General features: G+C 55.6%; 20 protein-coding genes and 1 rRNA gene. 12 read left to right on the forward strand and 9 right to left on the reverse strand.

Annotated features, from left to right (window positions below; genetic code table 11):
* Positions 1 to 169: ribosomal RNA gene (locus tag HFD87_RS16740) — 16S ribosomal RNA — on the reverse strand; the annotation flags it as partial.
* Positions 170 to 701: 532 nt separating this feature from the next.
* Here HFD87_RS16740 and mdtD point away from each other — a divergent pair.
* A complete protein-coding gene (gene mdtD, locus HFD87_RS16745) occupies positions 702 to 2,102 on the forward strand; it encodes a multidrug transporter subunit MdtD (protein WP_010258829.1) in 1,401 nt (466 codons plus the stop codon).
* Here mdtD and rbsR read toward each other — a convergent pair.
* From rbsR to HFD87_RS16780, 7 genes are all read right to left on the reverse strand, one after another.
* The gene (gene rbsR, locus HFD87_RS16750; protein WP_033759297.1) at positions 2,099 to 3,082 is read right to left on the reverse strand and encodes a ribose operon transcriptional repressor RbsR; all 984 of its coding nucleotides are present in this window, start codon (positions 3,080 to 3,082) and stop codon (positions 2,099 to 2,101) included. The two genes, mdtD and rbsR, sit on opposite strands and share 4 nt — an antisense overlap.
* A gap of 13 nt (positions 3,083 to 3,095) precedes the next feature.
* Complete coding sequence (gene rbsK, locus HFD87_RS16755) at positions 3,096 to 4,025, reverse strand: ribokinase (protein WP_010258835.1); 930 nt, start codon at positions 4,023 to 4,025, stop codon at positions 3,096 to 3,098.
* Positions 4,026 to 4,087: 62 nt separating this feature from the next.
* Positions 4,088 to 4,963: a ribose ABC transporter substrate-binding protein RbsB gene (gene rbsB, locus HFD87_RS16760; protein ID WP_060681383.1), complete on the reverse strand. Its 876-nt coding sequence runs from the start codon at positions 4,961 to 4,963 to the stop codon at positions 4,088 to 4,090.
* A 25-nt stretch (positions 4,964 to 4,988) separates the two neighbouring features.
* The gene (gene rbsC / locus HFD87_RS16765; protein WP_167423703.1) at positions 4,989 to 5,960 is read right to left on the reverse strand and encodes a ribose ABC transporter permease; all 972 of its coding nucleotides are present in this window, start codon (positions 5,958 to 5,960) and stop codon (positions 4,989 to 4,991) included.
* The gene (gene rbsA / locus HFD87_RS16770) at positions 5,957 to 7,465 is read right to left on the reverse strand and encodes a ribose ABC transporter ATP-binding protein RbsA (protein ID WP_010258843.1); all 1,509 of its coding nucleotides are present in this window, start codon (positions 7,463 to 7,465) and stop codon (positions 5,957 to 5,959) included. Before rbsA ends, rbsC begins: the two co-directional genes overlap by 4 nt.
* Before the next feature lie 7 nt (positions 7,466 to 7,472).
* Complete coding sequence (gene rbsD / locus HFD87_RS16775) at positions 7,473 to 7,892, reverse strand: D-ribose pyranase (RefSeq protein ID WP_003849483.1); 420 nt, start codon at positions 7,890 to 7,892, stop codon at positions 7,473 to 7,475.
* Positions 7,893 to 8,074: 182 nt separating this feature from the next.
* Positions 8,075 to 8,482, reverse strand: coding sequence for a YgiW/YdeI family stress tolerance OB fold protein (locus tag HFD87_RS16780; protein WP_010258845.1), 408 nt, complete (start codon positions 8,480 to 8,482; stop codon positions 8,075 to 8,077).
* Positions 8,483 to 8,644: 162 nt separating this feature from the next.
* On the opposite strand from HFD87_RS16780, the gene qseB reads away from it, so the two are divergent.
* Positions 8,645 to 9,316, forward strand: a complete 672-nt coding sequence (gene qseB, locus HFD87_RS16785; protein ID WP_010258847.1) for a quorum sensing response regulator transcription factor QseB — start codon at positions 8,645 to 8,647, stop codon at positions 9,314 to 9,316.
* The gene (qseC, locus tag HFD87_RS16790; RefSeq protein WP_181955688.1) at positions 9,304 to 10,659 is read left to right on the forward strand and encodes a quorum sensing histidine kinase QseC; all 1,356 of its coding nucleotides are present in this window, start codon (positions 9,304 to 9,306) and stop codon (positions 10,657 to 10,659) included. Before qseB ends, qseC begins: the two co-directional genes overlap by 13 nt.
* Before the next feature lie 15 nt (positions 10,660 to 10,674).
* Here qseC and kup read toward each other — a convergent pair whose 3' ends face one another.
* The gene (gene kup / locus HFD87_RS16795; RefSeq protein ID WP_010258849.1) at positions 10,675 to 12,543 is read right to left on the reverse strand and encodes a low affinity potassium transporter Kup; all 1,869 of its coding nucleotides are present in this window, start codon (positions 12,541 to 12,543) and stop codon (positions 10,675 to 10,677) included.
* A gap of 291 nt (positions 12,544 to 12,834) precedes the next feature.
* Between kup and ravA the strand changes: the two genes are divergently transcribed.
* The 9 genes from ravA to atpB all read left to right on the forward strand — a co-directional run bounded on the left by ravA (position 12,835) and on the right by atpB (position 24,066).
* On the forward strand, positions 12,835 to 14,331 hold the full coding sequence (gene ravA, locus HFD87_RS16800) for an ATPase RavA (protein ID WP_167423704.1): 1,497 nt from the start codon (positions 12,835 to 12,837) through the stop codon (positions 14,329 to 14,331).
* Entirely contained in the window at positions 14,328 to 15,788 is a 1,461-nt protein-coding gene (viaA, locus tag HFD87_RS16805) for an ATPase RavA stimulator ViaA (RefSeq protein WP_033759308.1), read from the forward strand. Before ravA ends, viaA begins: the two co-directional genes overlap by 4 nt.
* 71 nt (positions 15,789 to 15,859) lie before the next feature.
* Entirely contained in the window at positions 15,860 to 17,998 is a 2,139-nt protein-coding gene (ovoA, locus tag HFD87_RS16810) for a 5-histidylcysteine sulfoxide synthase (RefSeq protein ID WP_033759309.1), read from the forward strand.
* Positions 17,999 to 18,101: 103 nt separating this feature from the next.
* Positions 18,102 to 18,563: a transcriptional regulator AsnC gene (asnC, locus tag HFD87_RS16815; protein WP_003849496.1), complete on the forward strand. Its 462-nt coding sequence runs from the start codon at positions 18,102 to 18,104 to the stop codon at positions 18,561 to 18,563.
* Between the two features lie 155 nt (positions 18,564 to 18,718).
* Positions 18,719 to 19,159, forward strand: a complete 441-nt coding sequence (gene mioC / locus HFD87_RS16820) for an FMN-binding protein MioC (protein WP_010258855.1) — start codon at positions 18,719 to 18,721, stop codon at positions 19,157 to 19,159.
* Positions 19,160 to 19,591: 432 nt separating this feature from the next.
* The gene (gene mnmG, locus HFD87_RS16825; RefSeq protein ID WP_010258857.1) at positions 19,592 to 21,481 is read left to right on the forward strand and encodes a tRNA uridine-5-carboxymethylaminomethyl(34) synthesis enzyme MnmG; all 1,890 of its coding nucleotides are present in this window, start codon (positions 19,592 to 19,594) and stop codon (positions 21,479 to 21,481) included.
* Between the two features lie 48 nt (positions 21,482 to 21,529).
* Complete coding sequence (gene rsmG / locus HFD87_RS16830; RefSeq protein WP_010258859.1) at positions 21,530 to 22,147, forward strand: 16S rRNA (guanine(527)-N(7))-methyltransferase RsmG; 618 nt, start codon at positions 21,530 to 21,532, stop codon at positions 22,145 to 22,147.
* Between the two features lie 711 nt (positions 22,148 to 22,858).
* A complete protein-coding gene (gene atpI / locus HFD87_RS16835) occupies positions 22,859 to 23,239 on the forward strand; it encodes a F0F1 ATP synthase subunit I (RefSeq protein ID WP_010258861.1) in 381 nt (126 codons plus the stop codon).
* Positions 23,240 to 23,247: 8 nt separating this feature from the next.
* Entirely contained in the window at positions 23,248 to 24,066 is an 819-nt protein-coding gene (atpB, locus tag HFD87_RS16840; RefSeq protein ID WP_010258863.1) for a F0F1 ATP synthase subunit A, read from the forward strand.
* The last annotated feature ends 49 nt before the right edge of the window (positions 24,067 to 24,115 follow it).

Genomic DNA, 24,115 nt, shown 5'->3' on the forward strand with positions numbered 1-24,115 from the left:
GCCACCGTTTCCAGTGGTTATCCCCCTCTATCGGGCAGATCCCCAGACATTACTCACCCGTCCGCCACTCGTCACCCAAGGAGCAAGCTCCTCTGTGCTACCGTCCGACTTGCATGTGTTAGGCCTGCCGCCAGCGTTCAATCTGAGCCATGATCAAACTCTTCAATTTAAGTTTGATTTGCTTAAACAAGTTAAGCGGTGCTCATCTGTAAAACGTCATAATGAATTTCATTATGTGTTCACTCGTGAGGCTTGATATTTTTTACGTCCGGAGACGCTGATATCAATCCTGCGAGTGCCCACACAGATTGTCTGATAAATTGTTAAAGAGCAGTGCGAACAGTGCGTTAGCGTCCTGTCGCGAGGTGGCGTATATTACGCTTTCCTCCTGCAGAGTCAACCTCTATTTCAGAAGTTTTTCTCCGGCGGCGCAGTCTCCTGTGCCTTTCAACCCGCTCCCCGTTGCCGGTGTTCCGTGTCGATGGAGGCGCATTATAGGGAGTTTCCGCGGGCTGACAAGCGTTTCTTTGAATTAATTTGCTGAGCGCATCTTTTTTAAACGAACGGCTTAAAAAGAGACGTTTCATGACGGAATAACGCACAAAAATCGCCATTAAACGTTGTAAAGAGACCTGCCGTTGCTTAATGCGGGTGCTATTATTTTGCTTCTTCTCGCAGGATAACCCCAGGAAGGATACTCAATGATAAAATCCGCGCGCAGCATGGCTGGTTTGCCATGGATAGCTGCCATGGCCTTTTTCATGCAGTCACTCGACGCCACCATACTGAATACTGCCCTGCCCGCTATCGCCACCAGCCTCGACCGTTCTCCTCTGGCCATGCAATCCGCCGTCATCAGTTACACCCTGACTGTCGCTATGTTGATTCCGGTCAGCGGCTGGCTCGCCGATCGCTACGGCACGCGCAAGGTATTTATCGTTGCCGTTTCGCTGTTCACCCTGGGCTCGCTGGCTTGTGCACTTTCTCCCACACTCCAGGTACTGGTCATCTCGCGCATCATACAGGGCGTCGGTGGCGCAATGATGATGCCGGTCGCGCGACTGGCGCTGTTACGCGCCTATCCGCGCAGTGAGCTGTTGCCGGTGCTCAACTTTGTCACCATGCCGGGATTAGTTGGCCCGATACTGGGGCCAATGCTGGGCGGCGTGCTGGTGACCTACGCGACCTGGCACTGGATTTTCCTGATTAATATCCCGATTGGCATTCTCGGCATTATCTACGCACGCAAATATATGCCGGACTTCACCACGCCGAAGCGCCGCTTCGACTTTTTCGGCTTCTTATTGTTCGGGGCTGGACTGGTGATGATCTCGATTGGGATTGAACTGTTTGGCGAGCGGATTGTTTCCGCCTGGCTGGCGGGCGGGATATTACTCAGCGGGATTGTGCTTTTGCTTCTTTATATAGTGCATGCCCGAAATCACCCTTCGCCACTGATCAATCTGCCGATGTTTAAAACCCGGACGTTCTCAGTGGGCATCGGTGGCAACATCGCGTCACGTCTTGGCACCGGTTGTGTGCCCTTTTTGATGCCGCTCATGTTGCAGGTCGGCTTTGGCTATTCAGCGATTATCGCGGGCTGCATGATGGCACCTATCGCCATTGGTTCAATACTGGCGAAGTCGACGGTGACGCAACTGCTGCGCTGGCTGGGTTACCGCCGCCTGCTGGTTGGCATTACCGCCATTATTGGCATTCTGATCGCCAGCTTCTCTCTGCAGTCGCCCGCTGAAAGCATCATCGTGCTCTTACTTCCGCTGTTTATTCTCGGTATGGCCATGTCTACGCAGTTTACCGCCATGAATACCATCACCCTGGCCGATCTGAATGATGATAACGCCAGCGGTGGTAACAGCGTGCTGGCCGTGACTCAGCAGCTAGCGATCAGTTTTGGTGTGGCCGTCAGCGCCGCGGTGCTGCGCTTCTACCAGGAGTTTGAAACCAGCACCATTTCACAGTTCCATGCCACGTTTATGACCATGGGCGTGGTAACAGTACTGTCGGCGCTGACCTTTATGCTGCTGAAAAACGGCGATGGCCGTAATCTGATCAGTAATCGCGACAAAAAGAAAAAGCGCTAAACCGATCCACGCACCACCAGTTCCGGCGTCAGCACCAGCGTTTGCTGACTGGCGTCGGGATTGCTGAGACGATGGAGCAGGGTGTCTATCGCCAGTTCACCCAGCGCATCTTTCGGTTGATGAATGGTACTCAGTGGCGGAGTGAGATAGCGCGCCAGTTCGATATCGTCATATCCCATTACCGCCATCTGCTGCGGAACCTGCATGCCGGCCTGATAGAGTGCGTGATAAACGCCCACCGCCATGGCATCGTTGCTGGTGAAAACCGCTTCCGGCGGCGTTTCCAGCGCCAGCAGTTCGACCATCCCGTTGTAGCCTCCCTGGAATTCAAAGTCACCATTTACCACATAGCCGGGCAGAATCGCCAGGCCACTCTTTGTCATGGCGTTGCGATAACCTTCCAGGCGCATACGAGCCGGGGTTTTATCCTGTGGACCGGCGATACAGGCGATGCGGGTATAACCACTGTCGATAAGATGCTGAGTCGCCAGCTCCCCGCCCAGCAGCGCGTTATCCTGAATAATGTCACCACGGCCTTCAAACGGCGCCCAGTCCATCATGACGGCAGGTATAGAGGGATAACGGTTCAGAATGTCGGCCGAGGGCAGGTGACTTTCCGTACACATAATCAATAAACCGTCGACGCGCTTCTGCATCAGCGTTTCCAGGCTGCGGTTCATCCGCTCTTCATCACCTGCCGTGTTACAGAGAATCAGGCTGTAGCCACGCTGATAGCAGCTCTCCTCCACACCCCGCACCACTTCGGCATAAAATGGGTTACTACTGGTGGTCAGAAGCATACCGATCGTGTGCGTCTGATTGATTTTCAGACTGCGCGCCAGCGCAGAGGGGGCGTAATTCAGATGGCGGATGGCCTGCTCAACTTTTTCGCGCACGCCTTCACTAACAAAGCGATTGTTATTGATAACGTGCGAGACAGTGGAGGTAGAGACGCCCGCCAGGCGAGCGACATCTTTCATGGTGCTCAAATGCTTAGCCCTGCTGCTGCAAAAATTCATCGATCTCCGCGCGCCACGGCACGGAGGGCTGCGCACCCGAGCGGGTAACGGCGATAGCAGCGGCGGCATGGGCAAACCGCACCGCGTCATACATCGTTTTCTGCTCCAGTCGCGCGGTGATAAAGGCGCCATTAAAGGTGTCGCCCGCCGCGATGGTGTCGATAGCTTTAACACTGAAGCCAGCAATACGCTGACCTTCTCCCTGCTCGCTCAGCCAGACACCGCGGCGACCCAGAGTAATCAGAACCGTGCCGATACCTTTCGCATGCAGTACTGCCGCAGCGCGGGCGGCATCTTCATCGTTGCTGACCGCAATGCCGGTCAGACTCTCGGCTTCGGTTTCATTCGGGGTAATAATGTCGATCAACGCCAGCAGTTCATCTGAGAGCTGAGTGGCGGGTGCAGGATTGAGAATAACCTGCGTCTGATGCTGTCGGGCAAGCGTCGCGGCGGCCAGCACACTTTCCAGCGGTGATTCCAGCTGCATTAATAGTGCATCGGCGTCGGCGATAACCTGCTGATGGCGCGTCACGCAGGCGGGTGTTAACGCCGCGTTTGCACCGGAGTAGATGCCGATGTTGTTCTCACCGTCACCATTGACGAAAATCATCGCCACGCCGGTTGACTCACCCTCGACCACTTCGACCGGCGTGGTATCAATATTGTCCTGGGCCAGTTGCTGACGAACACGTTCACCAATGTCGTCAGCGCCCACACAGGCGATAAATGCGATATCGGCACCAGCACGACCGGCGGCGACAGCCTGATTCGCACCCTTACCGCCAAACGCAATCTGATAATTCTGCCCGATCACCGTTTCACCGGGACGAGGAAAGTGCGCCAGATTAAGGATGTGGTCAGCGTTAATGCTGCCAAGAACGGCCAGTTTTGCGTTTTTGCTCATTAGGGGAGTCCGGAATAAGTGCGCCACCAGGAGGGTGGCGCAGTGCCCTGCTTTTCTTTGAGTTATTGAGTGACCAGCTTCAGGTCGACCGGGTTGATCGCCTTCACTTTTTCACCCTTCAGCACTTTATCAGCGGTATCTACGCCGATCATGCCAATTTTGTCTGGCATCTGTGCCACGGTCGCGGACAGTTTGCCACCTTCTACCGCTTTAACGCCATCAGCAGTACCGTCAAAACCAACGACGATCACACCAGTTTTACCGGCGGTCTGCAGCGCACGCAGTGCACCCAGCGCCATTTCGTCGTTCTGAGCGAATACGGCCTGAACGTCCGGGTGTGCCTGAAGCAGGTTCTGCATGACGTTCAGACCTTTGGTACGGTCAAAATCGGCTGGCTGGCTGGCGAGGATCTGGAATTTATGCGCATCAGCGGCCTGTTTGAAGCCTTCGCCACGCTCACGGGCGGCAGAAGTCCCGGCAATGCCCTGCAGTTCGATAATTTTGGCGTTTTCGCCGACTTTTTTGGCGATGAAGTCGCCGGCCATTTTACCGCCGAAACGGTTATCGGAGGCGACGTGGCTGACAACGGTGCCCTGTGCCGCAACGCGATCCAGCGTGATAACCGGGATGTTCGCCTGGTTAGCCATCTTCACCGCATTGCCCACAGCATCAGAGTCGGTTGGGTTGATCAGCAGCAATTTGGTGCCACGAACCGTCAGATCCTGCACGTTAGCCAGCTCTTTCGCCGGGTTGTTCTGTGAATCCAGCACCACCAGGTTGTAGCCCAGCTTGTCCGCTTCTTTCTGCGCACCCTCTTTCAGCGAAACAAAGAACGGGTTATTCAGGGTTGAAACCACCAGCGCGATAGTATCTTTGGCCATAGCGCTGCTACTGAGCGTTGCGCCAAGGATCACGGCCAGTGCGGTTAACTTTTTCATCATGTCATCCTGTGTAAGGTCAGAGTTATTTACTGCTTTTATTATCTACCAGCACCGCCAGCAGGATTACTACCGCCTTAACGATCATCTGGTAGTACGAAGAGACGCCCATCAGGTTCAGGCCGTTGTTCAGGAAGCCGAGGAGCAGCGCGCCAATCAGGGTGCCGAAAATACGGCCCTTACCGCCAGCCAGGCTGGTTCCGCCCAGCACGACCGCAGCAATCGCATCCAGCTCATAGCCGGTGCCCGCTGTCGGCTGTGCCGAAGAAAGGCGCGCCACTTCAATGGTGCCTGCCAGCGCTGCCAGCATGCCACTCAGTGAATAGACGATGATTTTGACGCGATTCACATTGATACCGGAGAGACGCGTTGCCGCTTCATTACCGCCAAGCGCATAGATATAGCGGCCCAGGCGGGTGTGCTGCAGCATGTACCAGGCAGCAATAAAGACCAGCGCCATCAGCCAGACCGGCGCAGGGATACCCAGCGGACGACCAATACCAAACCAGCCCAGCAGATCGGCATTGGCATTAAAACCCGTGTTTACCGGACTGCCATCGGTATAGACCATGGTGACACCACGCAGCAGCAGCATCATGACCAGCGTGGCGATAAACGCCTGCACTTTGCCGCGCGCCACAATGGTGCCGGTCAGGGCACCGATTGCCGCTCCCAGCGCCAGCGACGCCGCCACCGCGACCAGGGCATTGACCTCCATACCCACCAGCGATGCACCCACCGCGCCAGTCAGGGCCAGCAGCGATCCTACAGAGAGGTCGATACCAGAAGTCAGGATCACCAGCGTCATCCCGACCGCCATAATGGCGTTAACCGAGGTCTGCTGCAGAATGTTGAACAGGTTCGCCACGGTAAAGAAGTTCGGGCTCTGGCTGGCCACCACGGCGATCAGCACCATCAGCGCAATCAGCGACTTCTGTTCCAGTAGCCAGCTTTTGCTAAACCAGCGACGGCTGGCAGGTAAAGTTTGGGTCGTCATACCACTAAATCCTCGCTGTGTTGCTTGCCTACGGCGGCTGCCATCAGGCTCTCCTGAGTGGCTTCTTCTCGGGTAAATTCGCCGCTGATACGGCCTTCATGCATCACCAGAATCCGATCGCTCATGCCCAGCACTTCCGGCATTTCCGAGGAGACCAGAATGATGCTCAGCCCTTCGGCTTTAAACTGGTTAATCAGTTGATAGATCTCTTTCTTCGCGCCGACATCCACACCGCGTGTCGGTTCATCCAGAATCAGTACGTTAGGCCGGGTCATCAGCCCGCGGGCAATCGCCACTTTCTGCTGGTTGCCGCCCGAAAGCAGACCAATGGGCTGCTCCATTGAAGGCGTTTTAACGTTAAACAGCCGGATAAAGTCGCCCACGGCCAGCTGCTCTGCCGCATGTTTCAGCGTGCCGCTGCCGTGACTGAAATAGCCTAACGCTGTCAGCGACATGTTCTCTTTTACTGACATGCCCAGCACCAGGCCATCGCGCTTACGATCTTCGGAGATATAGACGATGCCGTTAGCCAGCCCATCCTGCGGTGAGCGCGTCACCACTTCCCGACCATTGAGCCACAGTGTGCCTTCGCGACGCGGCAGGGCGCCGTAAAGCACCTTCATCAGTTCGGTACGGCCCGCGCCCATTAAGCCGGAAACCCCAAGGATTTCACCTTTGCGCAGGCTGAAACTGACGTTATCCACGCCCGGTCCGCTGACGTTCTCCACTTTCAGCCGCACGTCGCCTGGCGCCTGATCAATATGGGGATATTGATCTTCCAGCTTACGGCCGACCATCATTTCGATCAGGCTCTCTTCAGTCAGCTCGCTGACCGGGCGTTCAGCAATAAACTGACCGTCGCGGAACACCGTGACGTCATCGCAGATCTCAAAGATCTCTTTCATGCGATGCGAGATATAGACGATGCCGCAGCCCTGCGCTTTCAGTTCGTTGATCACCCGGAACAGCGACAGCGTTTCGGTATCGGTCAGCGCATCGGTCGGCTCATCCATGATGATCACCTGCGACTCAAAGCTCAGGACTTTGGCGATTTCGACCATCTGCTGATCGCCAATCGATAAATCCCCCACCAGCTTGTGGCTGTTGAAGCGCAGATTAAGCCGTTTAAGCAGCGCATCGGCTTCGGCATACATGCGCGGCCACTGGATACGGCCAAAACGGCTGACATATTCGCGGCCGAGAAAAATATTCTCCGCCACGGTTAACTGAGGGATCAGGTTCAGTTCCTGATGAATGATGCCAATACCCGCTTCCTGAGACGCTTTCGGCCCGCTGAAACGGGTCTCTTTGCCCAGCCAGCGCAGCGTACCAGCATCATATTGATAGATGCCGGTCAGCACTTTCATCATGGTGGACTTGCCTGCGCCGTTCTCGCCCACCAGCGCCATCACGCGTCCTGCCCGGACATTCAGCGACGCCCCCTTGAGGGCTTTCACACCCGGAAAGGATTTTTCAATGCCGTCGAGTTGCAGTAAAAGTTGCATAGCGGCCTCAGAAGGTCACACCGGCGCTGAGGATGACATTCGCAAACGGAGAGCACTCTCCGCTGCGAATGACCGCCTGACTACGCTGCGTTTGTTGTTTGAATTGTTCATGACTGGTGTAGCTGATGGTGATGATATTCCCCTGGTGCTGTTGCAAGGCTTCGAGCACGGCGACAAGCGCGCTATGAAGTTGCGGATTATGCTGCTTAATCTCTTCCGCGATCAGGGCGCTCTCTACCTGCATCTCCAGTGCGACAGCATTAACCACCTGCATAAAATCGGGCGTACCCGGCGTGAGCGCTAAATCGATGCGCTGCGGTCCGGCCGGAATCGGCAAGCCTGCATCGGCAATCGTCAGCGTATCCGTGTGTCCCAGGCGGGCAATCACATGAGAGAGTTCAGCGTTTAACAAGCGACCTTTTTTCATCTTTTCACTCCACAGCGAAACGTTTCGCTGTCAGGAGTGTATGAAAAGCCGCCATCAACTCAACCGGCAAAGAAGAAATCTGTGATCGCTATCGAAACGTTTCGCTCACGCGGGGAGAAATTTGTATTAAGTCGGGGGACGGGCTGAAAAAAGGGCCGCGAACGCGGCCCCGGAGGAGAGGATTAAGGCAGTTTCTTAACCTGCTTAACGTCCATCTCAATGCTGTTGAAATCTTTATCCAGTTCACCCGTCAGCTCGACGTTGTCTTTAGGTGAAATAGTCTGGCCGTTCCAGTGCTTGTGGTCGATTTCGACTTTCATGGTGCCGGTCTGGTCGCGGAACAGATAATCTTCGTTGCCGATCTGTTTCTCCAGCTTACCGCGCACGGTGACCCAGCTGTCATCTTTCATCTCTTCAGCCTGCTTTACGGTCACCACACTGGTGTGATCGGCACTGAAACCACCCTGACCGGCTGCTGCCTGCGTCTGTGCGGCTGGCGCACTGGGATCAACAAATCCACCCTGCTGTGCAGCGAAAACCGGGGCGGAAGCCAGCATTACGACGGCCAGAATTGCAGCGTGCTTTTTCATTTTGTCACCTCTTTTCCATGATGTGGTTCGTCTTGTTGAGCTTAGTTGACCATAAAGTTCTTAACAGCTTCTTAAGAGGCAAAAATAAGCTATTTTCGCCGAAATCAGCTGTACAAGCAGGAAGTTGCTTCGTATAAAGCGCTATCGGAACAGGGAGACGTGATGCGTATTTTACTGATTGAAGATGATCGTTTAATTGGCGACGGTATCAAGGCGGGGCTGAGTAAACTGGGCTTCAGCGTTGACTGGTTTACCTCTGGTGAGGCGGGCTTTAACGCGCTGGAGGCCGCGCCCTGGGATGCGGTGATCCTGGATCTCTCACTGCCCGAGCGGGATGGGCTCGATATTCTGCGGCAGTGGCGACAGCAGGGCAAAGATGTACCGGTACTGATACTGACCGCACGCGATGCGCTCGATCAGCGGGTCGAAGGCCTGCAACTGGGAGCCGACGACTATCTGTGTAAACCCTTTGCCTTAACCGAAGTGGCTGCTCGCTTACAGGCGCTGATCCGCCGCCGTCATGGCCAGCTGCAGCCCGAACTCCGGCACGGTAATGTGGTGCTGATCCCCGGCAGCCATAGTGTGATGCGCGAAGGTGAGGCGATTGCGCTGAAAAGCCGTGAACTGGCGCTGCTGGAACTGTTTATGCGAAACCCGGGCCGGGTGCTGACACGCAGCCAGCTGGAAGAGAAGCTCTACAACTGGGACGCCGATGTCTCCAGCAATGCGGTAGAGGTTCACATTCATCATCTGCGTAAAAAACTGGGCAGCCAGTTTATCCGCACGCTGCACGGCGTCGGTTATACCCTGGGAGCGGCTGAATGCGATCAATGAGCCTGTTTCTGCGGCTGGGTATCGGTTTTGTGCTGCTGCTCGGGATCTGCTGGGCCAGCGCCAGCCTGAGTGCCTGGCATAAGACACGTGAAACCCTTGATGAGCTCTTCGATACCCAGCAGATGCTGCTGGCCAAGCGTCTGCTGACGCTGGATTTCTCCTCGCTGGACAACGCCACTCTGCCTAAAACCAAAGAGATACTGCGCCACCATCGCGGCGATCAGGATGACGACGCCCTGGCCTTTGCCGTCTTCACGCGCGACGGCCGGCAGGTGATGAATGATGGTGACAATGGCCGCTACCTGCCGTTTGAGGCGGAGTATCAGGGATTTCATGAGGGTCAGCTCACCAATGATGACGATCGCTGGCGGTTTGTCTGGCTGACTACGCCCGACCAGCAGTTCCGGGTGGTGGTGGGTCAGGAGTCCGAATACCGTGACGACATGACGCGGGATCTGATGAAAGCCAGCATGCTGCCCTGGCTGATCGCGCTGCCCTTTATGTTGCTGCTGCTGATCGGTCTGGTCTGGTCTGAACTGCGCCCTCTGAAGACGCTGGCACAGCAGCTGGCGCAGCGCGCGCCCGATGATGATACGCCGCTGCAGGCAGACCGCGTGCCGAAAGAGGTGCAACCGCTGATGGTCGCGCTCAATGGTCTGTTCAGCCGCATCAGCGCAATGATGCAGCGTGAACGGCGCTTTACCTCTGATGCCGCACATGAGCTGCGCAGTCCGCTGGCGGCGCTGCAGGTGCAAAGCGAGGTGATCCAGCTGACTGCGGATGATGAAGTGATGCGAAGCCATGCGCTGCAGCAGCTGGATGCCGGCATTATCCGCGCAACCCGGCTGGTGGATCAGCTGCTGACGCTCTCACGGGTTGAAGCTGATGATGCACGCAGCGCCTTCGAAACGGTGGCGCTGAAACGCACGGTCCAGGAGACGCTGGCTGCACAGCTGCCGCTGGCGGATAAAACGGGTGTCACGCTGCGGCTGCATGCTGACGCCGATCCGCAGATTCAGGGGCATCCGCTGTTACTGTCACTGCTGGTGCGTAATCTGCTGGATAATGCCATTCGCTATACGCCAGCGGGCAGCGAAGTTGATGTGCGGCTTCAGGCGAACAGCCTGTCGGTAGAGGATAACGGCGAAGGTCTGAGTGCAGCCGATCTGCAACGGCTTGGTGAACGTTTCTGGCGACCGCCAGGTCAGGAGAAGAGCGGAAGCGGGCTGGGATTATCGATAGTCCGCAATATCGCCCAGTTGCATGGGATGCAGGTCACCTTCAGCCAGCGCTCAGGCGGCGGATTATGCGTTACGCTGCGCTGGTCAGCGCCCGCCTCGTAAGGCGGGCACTGCAGATCAAATCTCGACCTGGGTGCCCAGCTCAATCACCCGGTTTGGCGGGATCTCAAACTGGTCTGGCGCACGGAGCGCATTGCGCTGCAGCGCCAGGAAGAGTTTGCCACGCAGGCGCAGATACCACGGCCGTTTGCCGATAATCAGCGACTCATGCGACATGAAGAACGATGTCTCCATCATGCGGCAGTTGAGCCCTTCCAGCCCGCAGCGGTGGAAAATCTCCTCGACGTTTGGCGTTTCGCGCCAGCCGTAGCTGGCCACCACCCGCCAGAAGGTGGGCGACAGCTGCTCAATCGTCACGCGACGCACGTTATGCACGTAAGGCGCATCTTCCGTCCGCAACGTCAGCAGCACCACCCGCTCATGCAACACTTTGTTGTGTTTGAGGTTATGCAGCATGGCAAACGGAATCACATTCAGCGCACGCGACATATAGACCGCGGTGCCCGGCACGCGAACCGGCGGCGATTTCTCCAGTGACGCGATCATCGCCTCCAGAGAGTTGCCATGCTCGTGCATGCGGCGCAGCAGGCGGAAACGTTCGCTTTTCCACGTCGTCATAATGATAAACATCACCAGGCCGAGACAGAGCGGCAGCCAGCCACCGGAGAAGATTTTCACCAGGTTGGCGGTAAACAGCGGCACATCGATACAGAGCATCAGTACCAGGATGACGGCAACCGCCAGCTTATTCCAGTGCCAGTTTTTAACCGCCACGGTACAGGAGAGCATCGCGGTCAGCACCATGGTGCCGGTGACGGCGATACCGTAGGCCGCAGCCAGATTACTTGAATGCTCAAAGCTGATAATCACAATCAGCACGGCGAAGTAGAGTACCCAGTTAATCACCGGAATATAGATCTGGCCCGATTCGCGCTCAGAGGTGTGGATGATACGCATCCCCGGCAGATAACCCAGTCGCACCGCCTGACGCGTCAGCGAGAAGACGCCGGAGATCACCGCCTGCGAGGCAATCACCGTGGCCAGCGTCGCCAGAATCAGCATCGGGATCAGCGCCCAGTCCGGCGCCAGCAGGAAGAAAGGGTTTTTAATCGCTTTGGGATCGCTGAGTAACAGCGCGCCCTGACCAAAGTAGTTCAGGACCAGCGACGGCAGCACCACCGAGAACCAGGCCAGTCGGATCGGCACTTTACCGAAGTGACCCATATCGGCATACAGCGCTTCAACCCCGGTAATCGCCAGTACCACCGCGCCAAGCGCGAAGAATGAGACAGATTTATAGTGCAGGAAGAACTCGACCGCATAGGCGGGATTCAGCGCATGCAGCACTTCCGGGTTTTTCATGATGCCGCTGACCCCAAGGATCGCCAGCACCAGGAACCACACCAGCATCACCGGCGCGAAGAGTTTGCCCACCATGCCGGTGCCATGTTTCTGAATCGCAAACAGCAGCGTCAGCACCGCAATCGACATCGGCACAATAAAGGGATCCAGCGACGGCGCGGCAATCTCCAGACCTTCAATGGCTGACATCACCGAAATGGCCGGCGTGATCACCACTTCCCCATAGAAGAAGCTGCCGCCAATCAGGCCCATGATCACCAGCACTGCCGTGGCGCGTGCACCCGTATGGCGGCCCGCCAGCGACATCAGTGTCAGAATACCGCCTTCACCGGCATTGTCGGCGCGCATCACATAACTGATGTACTTCAGTGATACCACCAGCACCAGCAGCCAGAAAATCAGCGACAAAAAGCCAAACACCGCTTCCCGCTCAACGCCGAAGCCGAACTGTCCGGAGAGACATTCACGCAAGGTATACAGCGGACTGGTGCCGATATCCCCGTAAACAACACCAATAGCGGCCAGCGTTAATCCGCGAAGTGACTGCTTATTATCCGAGCTCATAGAGTTATCTTTTGTTGGAGTCTAAGAGGCGCAACAACCCCTCGCTCAGGCCATCAAAAAGCGCACAGTATGCACGGTTTGCCGAAAATTCCTATACCCGCTTCGCCTGTCTGCCAGGGTAACGGGGTGGTTTCAGGCATTAAAGCGTTAATCAGTGCCGCTTTCAAAGCAGGCAAACCTTATGAAACAAAAAAGCTGACAGCTATCAACGCTTTCACGCATGATGATCTATAGAGTAAGGCGCTTGCTGAAGCGCGGCGGCCCGACGATCGTAAGGACATTGAAGTGATTATGGCTCAACCCCATCTTTTGGCAGAAAGAATTTCTCGCCTTAGCAATGCGTTAGAAAAAGGATTGTATGAGCGACATCATGCCATCCGCCTTTGCCTGCTGGCAGCGCTGAGCGGTGAAAGCGTGTTCCTGCTGGGACCGCCCGGCATCGCCAAGAGCCTGATTGCCCGCCGCCTGAAATATGCCTTTCAGCACGCCCGCGCCTTTGAATATCTGATGACCCGTTTCTCCACACCGGAAGAGGTGTTTGGCCCGCTATCTATTCAGGCACTGAAGGATGAAGGGCGCTATCAGCGCCTCACTAAAGGTTATCTGCCCGACGCGGAGATTGTTTTTCTGGATGAGATCTGGAAAGCCGGCCCGGCGATTCTGAATACCCTGCTGACCGCTATCAACGAACGCCGCTTCCGCAATGGCGACAGCGAAGAGGCCATTCCGATGCGTCTGCTGGTCACCGCCTCTAATGAAATGCCGGAAGCGGACAGCGGCCTTGAAGCGCTCTATGACCGGATGCTAATCCGCCTGTGGCTGGATAATGTGCATGAGAAGCAGAACTTTCGCAGCATGCTGACCCATCAGCAGGATGAGCACACAAATCCGGTCGCGGAATCCCTGCGCATCAGTGATGAGGAGTATGCGCAGTGGCAGCTCGGCATCAGTCAGGTCAGCCTCCCGGATGCGGTGTTCGAGCTGATTTATCAGCTGCGCCAGCAACTGGAAAGCCAGCCCGCCGCGCCCTATATTTCCGATCGTCGCTGGAAAAAAGCTATTCATCTGCTGCAGGCCAGTGCCTTTTACAGTGGCCGCAGCGCCATTGCGCCGATAGACCTGATCCTGCTAAAAGATTGCCTCTGGCACGACGTCGCGTCCATGCAGCTGCTGGAGCGCGAAATCGATCAGCTGATGACACAGCACGCCTGGCAGCAGCAGCCGATGCTGCTGAAACTGCATCAGATAAAAGCGCGTCGCATGGCTCTGCAGCAGCAACAGAGCATCGCACAGGCGATCACCCTGGAAAAACACAGTGGGATGTTCAGTCGCAAACCCCATTACGATCTGCCGGAAAGCTTCACTGATGAGCAACTGACGCTGATGCTGCAAAAGCCGCTGATGCTGCATGACATGCAGGTGACACATCTGGTTATCGCGCGTGATGCACTGAATCAGTGGCTGCAGAAAGGGGGCGAGGTTCGCGGCAAGCTCAATGGAATTGGCTTTGCGCAGAGTCTGGATTTACAGGTGGATGCACAGCACTGCCTGGCTATCCGTGATGTCAGCCTGCAATCGTCGCGTCTGACACTGCCTGGCGTCAGCAACAGCGAGCCGCTGCCCGGTGAGATCACCGAAGCGCTGGATGCACTGGAGAGTGAACTGCGGTCGCAGCGTCATCTGTTCAGCCAGCATCAGCGCTGCCTGTTTATCAGTGATGACTGGCTGGCGCACGTTGAAACCAGCCTGCAGGATGTGGCGGAACAGTTGAAACAGGCGCGTAAATGATCCCACTGGAGACGCTCAGCACACTGCTCTCCGTGGGTGAAACCGAACTGATTGAAGAGCTGATTATTGCCCTGCTGGCGTCTCCACAGCTGGCGCTGTTTTTTGAAAAGTTTCCCGGGCTGAAAAAAGCGCTGTTGCGCGATGTGCCACGCTGGCGAGCGGAGATTAACGCTGAGCTCAAAGCCACGCCGGTTCCGGCCACGCTGGCCGAAGAGTTTCAGCTGTTCCAGCGGGTACAACTCCTCAGCGATCGTGAATTCAGCCACCAGCTGAATGCCACGCTTCAGGCGCTTGAAAGCCTGCCTTCCCCTTTTCTGGATGAAGCCAACCGGCTGCTGCAGCACACCGATATCAGCCATCTCAGCAGCGCGCAGCACCAGCTTTTTCTACAGCGCTGGCGGCTGAGCCTGACCTTACAGACCCTGACGCTGAATCAGACGTTGCTGGAGCAGCAGCGCGAACGCCTGCTGGCGGAACTGCAGCAGCGTATGGCGCTGAGCGGTCAGCTGGCACCGATTCTCGGCGACGATGACGAAGCCGCCGCTGGCCGGCTGTGGGACATGAGCAAAGCGTCACTGCAGCCTGGCGACTATCAGCTGATGCTGCAATATGGCGACTTTCTGGCGCAGCAGCCGGAGCTGCTGAAACTGGCCCAGCAGCTGGGTCGCAGCCGCGAGGCAAAATCGGTGCCGTCGCAGGATGCCCCTATGGAGGCCTTTCACCATATGGTGCAGGAACCTGCGGCCGTGCCGGAGGAGGTCAGCGGCATTCACCAGAGCGATGACGTGCTGCGTCTGCTGCCGCCGGAGTTAGCTGCGCTGAGTATCAGTGAACTGGAGCTGGAGTTTTACCGGCGGCTGGTAGAGAAACGGCTGCTGACCTACAAGCTGCAGGGCGATGCCTGGCATGAAAAGGTCACGATGCGTCCGGCCAGCCACCAGCAGCATGAAGAGCAGCCACGCGGGCCTTTCATCGTCTGCGTCGATACCTCGGGTTCGATGGGTGGCTTCAATGAGCGCTGCGCCAAAGCGTTTTGTCTGGCGCTGCTGAAAGTCGCGCTGGCCGATCGCCGTCGCTGCTACATCATGCTGTTTGCGCATGAGGTGATCGGCTATGAACTGACCGGTGATGACGGGCTGGAACAGGCGATTCGCTTTCTCAGTCAGCGCTTTCGCGGCGGCACCGATCTGGCAGCCTGCCTCTCTTCCGTTGTGACCCGGATGGAAGGTGCACTGTGGCAGGAAGCCGATGCGGTGATCGTCTCCGATTTTATTGCCCAGCGTCTGCCGGAAGAGGTGATCGGGACTATTAAAACGCGTCAGCGAAATAATCAGCAACGTTTTCACGCCGTGGCTATGTCGGCCCACGGGAAACCAGGCATTCTGCGCATCTTCGACCATATCTGGCGTTTCGATACCGGCATGAAAAGCCGTCTGCTGCGTCACTGGCGGCGTTAAGTCATCGGGCAGAAATGCATATTTGCTATAGTAAATTACCGTTTCACTTACTCAGCAATCTGGAGCTTCCTGTGACGCTTGCTCAACCTCATCGCGATCTGCCTGCGCCGACGCGAACGCTACTGCTCTCCGGCCATAACATTGAACAAAAACGTGCCGAATTGCTGGCCTATTTCCACCAGACCTGGGAACAGTATGAAAGTCTGTTTACCTGTCTGGCCGATTCCCAGGCCTGGTTTACCAAAGCCATTCCGCTGCGCCATCCTTTAATCTTCTATTTTGGCCACACCGCTACCTTCTACATTAATAAGCTGATGGCCGGACGCCTTATCGACGCGCGTCTGGACGATCGTATCGAAGCGATGATGGCGATTGGTGTGGATGAGATGAGCTGGGACGATCTCAACGACAGCCACTATGACTGGCCCACTGTCGAAGAAGTCCGCGAATACCGCGGGCGCGTTAAAGCGCTGGTCAGCGATCTGATCCAGACCCTGCCGCTGACTCTGCCGATCACCTGGGAGAGTCCGGCCTGGGTGATCCTGATGGGCATTGAGCATGAGCGTATTCATCTGGAAACGTCCAGCGTACTGATACGCCAGTTACCGGTCGGGTGGGTGAAACCCCAGCCCGCGTGGCCGGTCTGCCCGATGGCGCGCCACCAGCGCGAGGCTGTTCCGGCCAATACCCTGCTGCCGATGCCCGGCGGCACGGTCACGCTGGGTAAAACCGACGATACCTATGGCTGGGATGTCGAATATGGCCGCCAGCAGATCGCGCTGCAGCCGTTCAGGGCGAGCAAAATGCTGGTCAGCAACGCGGAATTCCTGGCGTTCGTTGAGGCGGGGGGTTATCAGGACGCTCGCTGGTGGGATGACGAAGGCTGGGGCTGGTGTCAGTTTGCTAAAGCGGAGATGCCCACCTTCTGGGTCGGCACGCCTGCGATGCCCGATCAGCTTAAACTGCGTCTGATGTGTGAAGAAGTCGCAATGCCGTGGGACTGGCCAGCCGAGGTTAACCAGCTGGAAGCGGCGGCCTTCTGCCGCTGGAAAGCGGATCAGACGGGAATGAGTGTTCAGCTCCCCTGTGAAGCGGAGTGGGCTCAGCTGCGCGAACAGGTCGCGGGCGATCAGCCGGATTGGGATCGGGCACCGGGCAACATTAACCTGGCGTACTGGGCTTCCTCTTCACCGGTCGATCTCTTCGCCCAGGGCGACTTCTTCGATATCGTCGGTAACGTCTGGCAGTGGACGACCACGCCGACCAACGGCTTTGAAGGTTTTAAAGTCCACCCGCTTTACGATGATTTCTCTACCCCGACCTTTGATGGCAAACATTCGCTGATCAAAGGCGGTAGCTGGATATCGACCGGCAACGAAGCGCTGAAATCGGCACGCTATGCGTTCCGCCGCCACTTCTTCCAGCATGCCGGTTTCCGCTACGTGGTTTCCAGCCATCAGGAAACCATGGCGCTGAACCCGTATGAATCTGACGCCATGGTGTCGCAATACCTCGACTTCCAGTATGGCCCGCGCTATTTCGGCGTGGATAACTATGCCGAAAGCCTGGTAAACCTGGCGCTGAACTACACCACAGCACGCGGCGAGGCACTGGATATCGGCTGTGCCACCGGACGCGCCAGTTTTGAACTGGCCCGCCACTTTGAACGTGTCACCGGCATGGACTACTCGGCGCGCTTCATCGATGTGGCGCTTCAGCTGGCCAGCGGCGAAGACTTCCGTTATCTCCTGCCACAGGAAGGCGATCTGGTGGAGTATCGCCAGGTTCGCCTGAAAGATTTCGCGCTGGAGAGCGAACTGGCGCAGCGGATTCAGTTTGTTCAGGGCGACGCCTGTAACCTTAAGCCGCAACCCGCCCGTTACGATCTGGTACTTGCATCCAACCTGATCGATCGCCTGCGTCAGCCCGCACGCTTCCTGCGGGATGTCACGCCGATGCTGCGTCAGGGCGGCATTCTGGTGCTCTCATCGCCCTATACCTGGCTGGAGGATTTCACGCCGAAGGAGAACTGGCTGGGCGGCGTGCGTGAAAACGGTGAGGCACTGACGACGCTGCAGGCACTGCAACGTCTGCTGGCGGCCGACTTCGACCTGGTCGATGAACCGCAGGATAAACCGTTTGTGATCCGCGAAACGGCCCGCAAGTTCCAGCACACGCTGGCGCAGGTCACCGTCTGGCGCAAACGCTAAGTGAACCGGCAGCGACGCCCGTCGCTGCCGGGAGTTGCCTGAACCACTATTTTGCTGCACATTCATCCTTGTTTACTTAAGCAGACCAATAACGAGGATGGCCATGGCCGAACATCTGCAGCTCGATAACCTGGATCGCGGCATTCTGAATGCCCTGCTCGACAATGCGCGCACTGCTTACGCCGAGTTGGCAAAACAGTTTAACGTCAGCCCCGGCACCATTCATGTCCGCGTGGAGAAGATGAAGCAGGCGGGCATTATCCTGGGCACCCGGGTTGATATCGATCCGCGCCAGCTGGGGTTTGATGTCTGCTGTTTTATCGGCATCATCCTTAAGAGCGCGCGTGACTATCCGGCGGCGCTGAGCAAACTGGATGCGCTGGATGAAGTGGTTGAAGCCTGGTACACCACCGGCCACTACAGCATCTTTATTAAGGTGATGTGCCGGTCCATTGATGCCCTGCAACAGGTGCTGATCAACAAGATCCAGACCATAGATGAAATTCAGTCGACAGAAACGCTGATCTCGCTGCAAAACCCGATCATGCGCACTATCAAGCCCTGATCCTTCTCCGCCTTGTGCATAATCTTATCCCTGACGAATGTGGCGGCTGGCAACGGCTGCGTTCGCTTCTCTTAATCTATTAACCCTGTTGTCCACAGGTGGATCACCGCTTGATCACAGCGTACAATGCTCGCCTTAATGTCCGGGAGAGCAAGATGGCCGATATCACCTTAATCAGTGGCAGTACTCTGGGTAGCGCAGAGTATGTGGCTGAACATCTGGAAGAAAAATTACAGGAAGCGGGCTTCTCAACGCAGATGCTGCATGGCCCGGAGCTGGATGAAGTGCCACATGAGGGTATCTGGCTGGTGGTCTGTTCAACTCACGGTGCAGGCGATATTCCCGATAACCTGCTGCCGCTGTTCGAAGCCATCACGGAAAGCCAGCCCGATCTCTCGCAGGTCCGGTTTGGTGCCATCGGACTCGGCAATCATGAATATGATCTCTTTTGTGGCGCGATCCGCCAGATTGAAGCCCTGTTAATTGCTCAGGGTGCCCGCCAGATCGGAGATCGTCTGGAGATTGATGTGCTGGAGCATGAGATCCCTGAAGATCCCGCGGAAGCCTGGCTGGAAAGCTGGAAAAAGGCGATCTGAAGGGGGCTGGGGATCGCGAAATAGTGACGATCCCCAGTGGAACATGCTGATTTTATCCTTTTCCGCTCGTTTATTTTGTGGATAACTACCCTCTTTTACTGCGTATAACCGGTAGTTATCCAAAGAACAACCGTAGAATGAATTTTGTGCTGTGGATAACATGCCATTTTGATCCCAGCTTATACGGATCAGGATCACCGATCACTAACAGGTAGTGATCCTCTTCATCCTGTTGTTTCTGCTGTGCTTCTGGCACATATCCACAGAAAAGCGGGATCCTAATAAGAGATCTAACAGAAAGATCATATACAGATCTAAGATCCTTTCTTTTAAAACCGGACGATCCCGCGGCTTTCACCCCAGACGGAATTTGAGTAGAATCCACGCCCCAGGACGACGATCCTGCAAGTTCATCAATCGAGGTACCACTTCATGTTTTATCAGGATCCTTTTGACGTCATCGTAATTGGTGGTGGTCATGCGGGCACCGAAGCCGCAATGGCGGCAGCCCGAATGGGTCAGCAAACCCTGTTACTCACCCATAACATTGATACGCTTGGACAAATGTCCTGTAACCCGGCGATTGGTGGGATTGGCAAAGGACATTTGGTGAAGGAAGTGGATGCCCTGGGTGGTCTGATGGCCAGTGCGATTGACCAGGCGGGTATCCAGTTTAGGATACTAAACGCCAGCAAAGGTCCGGCAGTGCGGGCAACTCGTGCTCAGGCGGATCGCGTGCTCTATCGCCAGGCAGTGCGTACGGCACTGGAGAACCAGCCCAATCTGATGATCTTCCAGCAGGCGGTCGACGATCTTATCGTGGAAAACGATCGTGTGGTGGGTGCAGTCACCCAGATGGGACTGAAGTTCCGCGCGAAAACCGTCGTCCTCACCGTCGGCACGTTCCTTGACGGCAAAATTCATATCGGTCTGGATAATTACAGTGGCGGTCGTGCAGGTGATCCCCCGTCCATTCCGCTGGCAAAACGACTGCGTGCGCTGCCGCTGCGGGTAGACCGCCTCAAGACTGGTACGCCACCGCGTATCGATGCGCGCACCATCGATTTTTCAGTGCTCAGCCCGCAGCACGGCGATAACCCGATGCCGGTGTTCTCGTTTATGGGCAATGCGTCTCAGCATCCGCAGCAGGTACCGTGCTGGATCACTCACACCAATGAGAAAACCCATGAGGTGATCCGCAATAATCTGGATCGCAGCCCGATGTACGCCGGGATCATCGAGGGGATCGGTCCACGCTACTGCCCGTCGATCGAAGACAAAGTGATGCGCTTTGCCGATCGTAACTCGCATCAGATCTTCCTGGAGCCGGAAGGGCTGACCAGCAATGAGATCTACCCGAATGGCATCTCAACCAGTCTGCCATTTGACGTGCAGATTCAGATCGTTCGTTCCATGCAGGGCATGGAGAATGCGAAGATCGTGCGTCCGGGCTATGCCATCGAGTATGACTTCTTCGATCCACGCGATCTCAAACTGACGCTGGAGAGCAAATTTATTCACGGCCTGTTCTTTGCCGGCCAGATCAACGGCACAACCGGCTACGAAGAAGCCGCTGCACAGGGGATGCTGGCGGGGCTGAACGCCGCCCGTCAGTCTGCGGACAAAGAGGGCTGGGCACCACGTCGTGACCAGGCTTATCTGGGCGTACTGGTTGATGACCTCTGCACGCTCGGTACCAAAGAGCCGTACCGGATGTTTACCTCCCGTGCTGAATATCGTCTGATGCTGCGCGAAGACAATGCCGATCTGCGTCTGACCGAAACCGGTCGTGAACTGGGTCTGGTGGATGATGCGCGCTGGGCGCGTTTCAATCAGAAGCTGGAAGCGATTGAACAGGAGCGTCAGCGCCTGCGCGATATCTGGGTCCATCCGAAGTCAGAGCACGTGACGGAAGTGAATACGGTACTCAGCGCGCCGCTGACCAAAGAAGCGAGCGGCGAAGATCTGCTGCGCCGTCCTGAGCTGACCTATCTGAAGCTGATGACGCTGGATGCCTTTGGTCCGGCACTGGCTGATGAGCAGGCCGCTGAGCAGGTTGAGATTCAGGTCAAATATGAAGGTTATATCGCGCGTCAGCAGGAAGAGATCGATCGCCAGCTGCGCAACGAGAACACGCTGTTACCGGTGGAGCTCGACTATCGCCAGGTGAACGGCCTCTCAAATGAGGTTATCGCCAAGCTGAACGATCACAAACCGAGTTCGATTGGTCAGGCGACGCGTATCTCCGGTATTACGCCGGCGGCCATCTCAATTCTGCTTATCTATCTGAAAAAACAGGGTCTGCTGCGTAAAAGCGCCTGATCTGAAAACGGGGCGAGGAGACTCGCCCCCGCTGAATGGACTTATGCTGTGATCAACACACTCACGTCGCTGCTACAGGCAGCCGGTATTTCCCTCTCCGATCAACAAAAACAGCAGCTGGTTGCCTATGTCGGCCTGCTGGATAAGTGGAACAAAGCCTACAATCTGACATCAGTGCGCGATCCGCAGCAGATGCTGGTACGCCATATCCTCGACAGCATCGTGGTGGCGCCGCATCTGCAAGGCTCCCGTTTCATTGATGTGGGAACCGGACCAGGACTGCCTGGCATTCCGCTGGCTATCGTGATGCCTGATGCGCACTTTACGTTGCTCGACAGCCTGGGCAAGCGGGTGCGTTTCCTGCGTCAGGTTCAGCATGAGTTAGGACTCACTAACATTACTCCGGTGCAGAGCCGGGTTGAGGCGTTCCCGGCTGAGCCGCCCTTTGATGGCGTGATCAGTCGTGCATTTGCCTCGCTGACCGACATGGTGAACTGGTGTCATCATCTGCCGGGAAGAGAAGGGCGCTTCTTCGCGCTGAAAGGCGTGCGTCCGGACGATGAAATTGCGGAGTTACCGGCAGGCTACGTCTCTGATGCTGTGATTAAGTTGCAGGTACCGCAGCTGGAAGGTGATCGCCACCTGGTCATTCTTCGTCACCAATAGGCTTTCGACTGGCAGAGATTTAGCGTTTATCTGCCAGTGATTTTCGTCAGTTCCGGGATGAAAAAAGTGCAGATGATGCGCTATCAATAAAAGATTTTGATTAAGCCCTGGCTGACCGAAGGTTAAAACGCTGACGGAAATTATCCGAAAAGCTCTGTTACATTTAACGTTTAATTCACATTCAGTTATCAGAAATATCACTTGTATAGGCGGGTCGCTGAATAAAAGTAGTCACGGCAGAAAATATATCGCGGTAATAACTTTGCGTGCGTAATATCAATTACACGATTCTTAAGCACAGTTCGATGTCAATAGCGTGTTTTCTGTGAAAATAGTCTTGCAGATGCATTTTTATAATTTCAATGCTTTGATTTTATTGAGTTAATTTGTAATACAGATTGTTCTTAAATAGCGCGAAGATAAAACTCAGTGTAGTGAAAGTGCTTATTATGTGATCTAAAGCACGCTTTAAAAGCAAGTTGCGAGGGAATTTTCAGTCAGATTAGGGTGAATCTCTGCAGGGTAATCTTTGGAAAAATAGCCCTCCGGAAAGAAATTTAAATAATTGTTCACCTTTTCGCTACTTACCGATTGAAATCGCAGGTGCGGCCCGTATAATTTGCACGGCTTTTGCTGCTTGACTCAACTGCGCAAAGGCAGTCTTATACGACACGCGACATACCCCTAACGGGGCAGGAGAGTATCAGCGTCATGTCAGTGTCTCTTTACAGTGTAAAATACGCCCGAACGGTGCTGATGATTCAGCTGGTGACGATAGTCATCATCGGTGCACTCTTTGCTCTTAAAGATGTCATCTGGGGTCTCTCTGCTCTTGCTGGCGGTGCGGCAGCCTGGCTGCCAAACGTATTGTTTTTGTTTTTAGCCTGGCGCCTGCAGGGGCAAACCCCAGCTTCGGGGCGAGTCGCGTGGAGCTTCGCTTTGGGTGAAATAGCCAAAGTGTTTGCGACCATCATTTTGCTCATTGTGGCGTTGGGTCTATTCGGAGCGGTTTTCTGGCCGGTCGGAATAACCTGGTTATCGGTGCTGGTGGTACAAATGCTGGCACCGGCGGTAATTAACAACAAAGGGTAAGAGGCATCATGGCTGCAGGAGAAATCTCTACTCCGCAAGAGTACATTGGTCACCACCTGACTCATCTTCAGTTGGACCTGCGTACCTTCGAGATAGTGAATCCGCACGACGCTCCCGCGACGTTCTGGGTATTAAATATCGATTCCATGTTTTTCTCTATGGTGCTGGGAATCATCTTCCTGGTGTTGTTCCGTAGCGTGGCAAAATCTGCCACCAGCGGTGTGCCAGGGAAAATGCAGGCGGCTATCGAACTGGTTGTCGGTTTCGTCGATAGTAACGTGCGCGACATGTATCACGGTAAGAGCAAACTTATCGCCCCGCTGGCTCTGACAATCTTTGTCTGGGTCTTCCTGATGAACTTCATGGATCTGCTGCCAATCGACTTGCTGCCATATATTGGCGAGCACGTATTGGGGTTACCGGCGCTGCGCGTCGTACCATCTGCAGACGTGAACATCACGCTATCTATGGCGTTGGGCGTATTTATTTTGATTCTGTTCTACAGCATCAAAATGAAAGGCATTGGCGGCTTCACTAAAGAGCTGACGCTGCAGCCTTTTAACCACCCGATCTTCATCCCGATCAACCTGATTCTGGAAGGTGTGAGCCTGCTGTCTAAGCCTGTATCACTGGGTTTACGACTGTTCGGTAACATGTATGCGGGTGAACTGATCTTTATCCTTATTGCCGGTCTGTTGCCGTGGTGGTCGCAGTGGGTGCTGAATGTGCCGTGGGCCATTTTCCACATCCTGATCATTTCGCTACAGGCTTTCATTTTCATGGTCCTCACGATTGTCTATCTGTCGATGGCATCTGAAGAACATTGATTTTTTTCTCAACACTACTTTCCCTCTTGATTTCGGGTTGCAGCGCACA

The organism is Pantoea sp. EKM21T (genome assembly GCF_011800405.1).
In the GTDB taxonomy this organism is placed as follows: Bacteria; Pseudomonadota; Gammaproteobacteria; order Enterobacterales; family Enterobacteriaceae; genus Pantoea; species Pantoea agglomerans.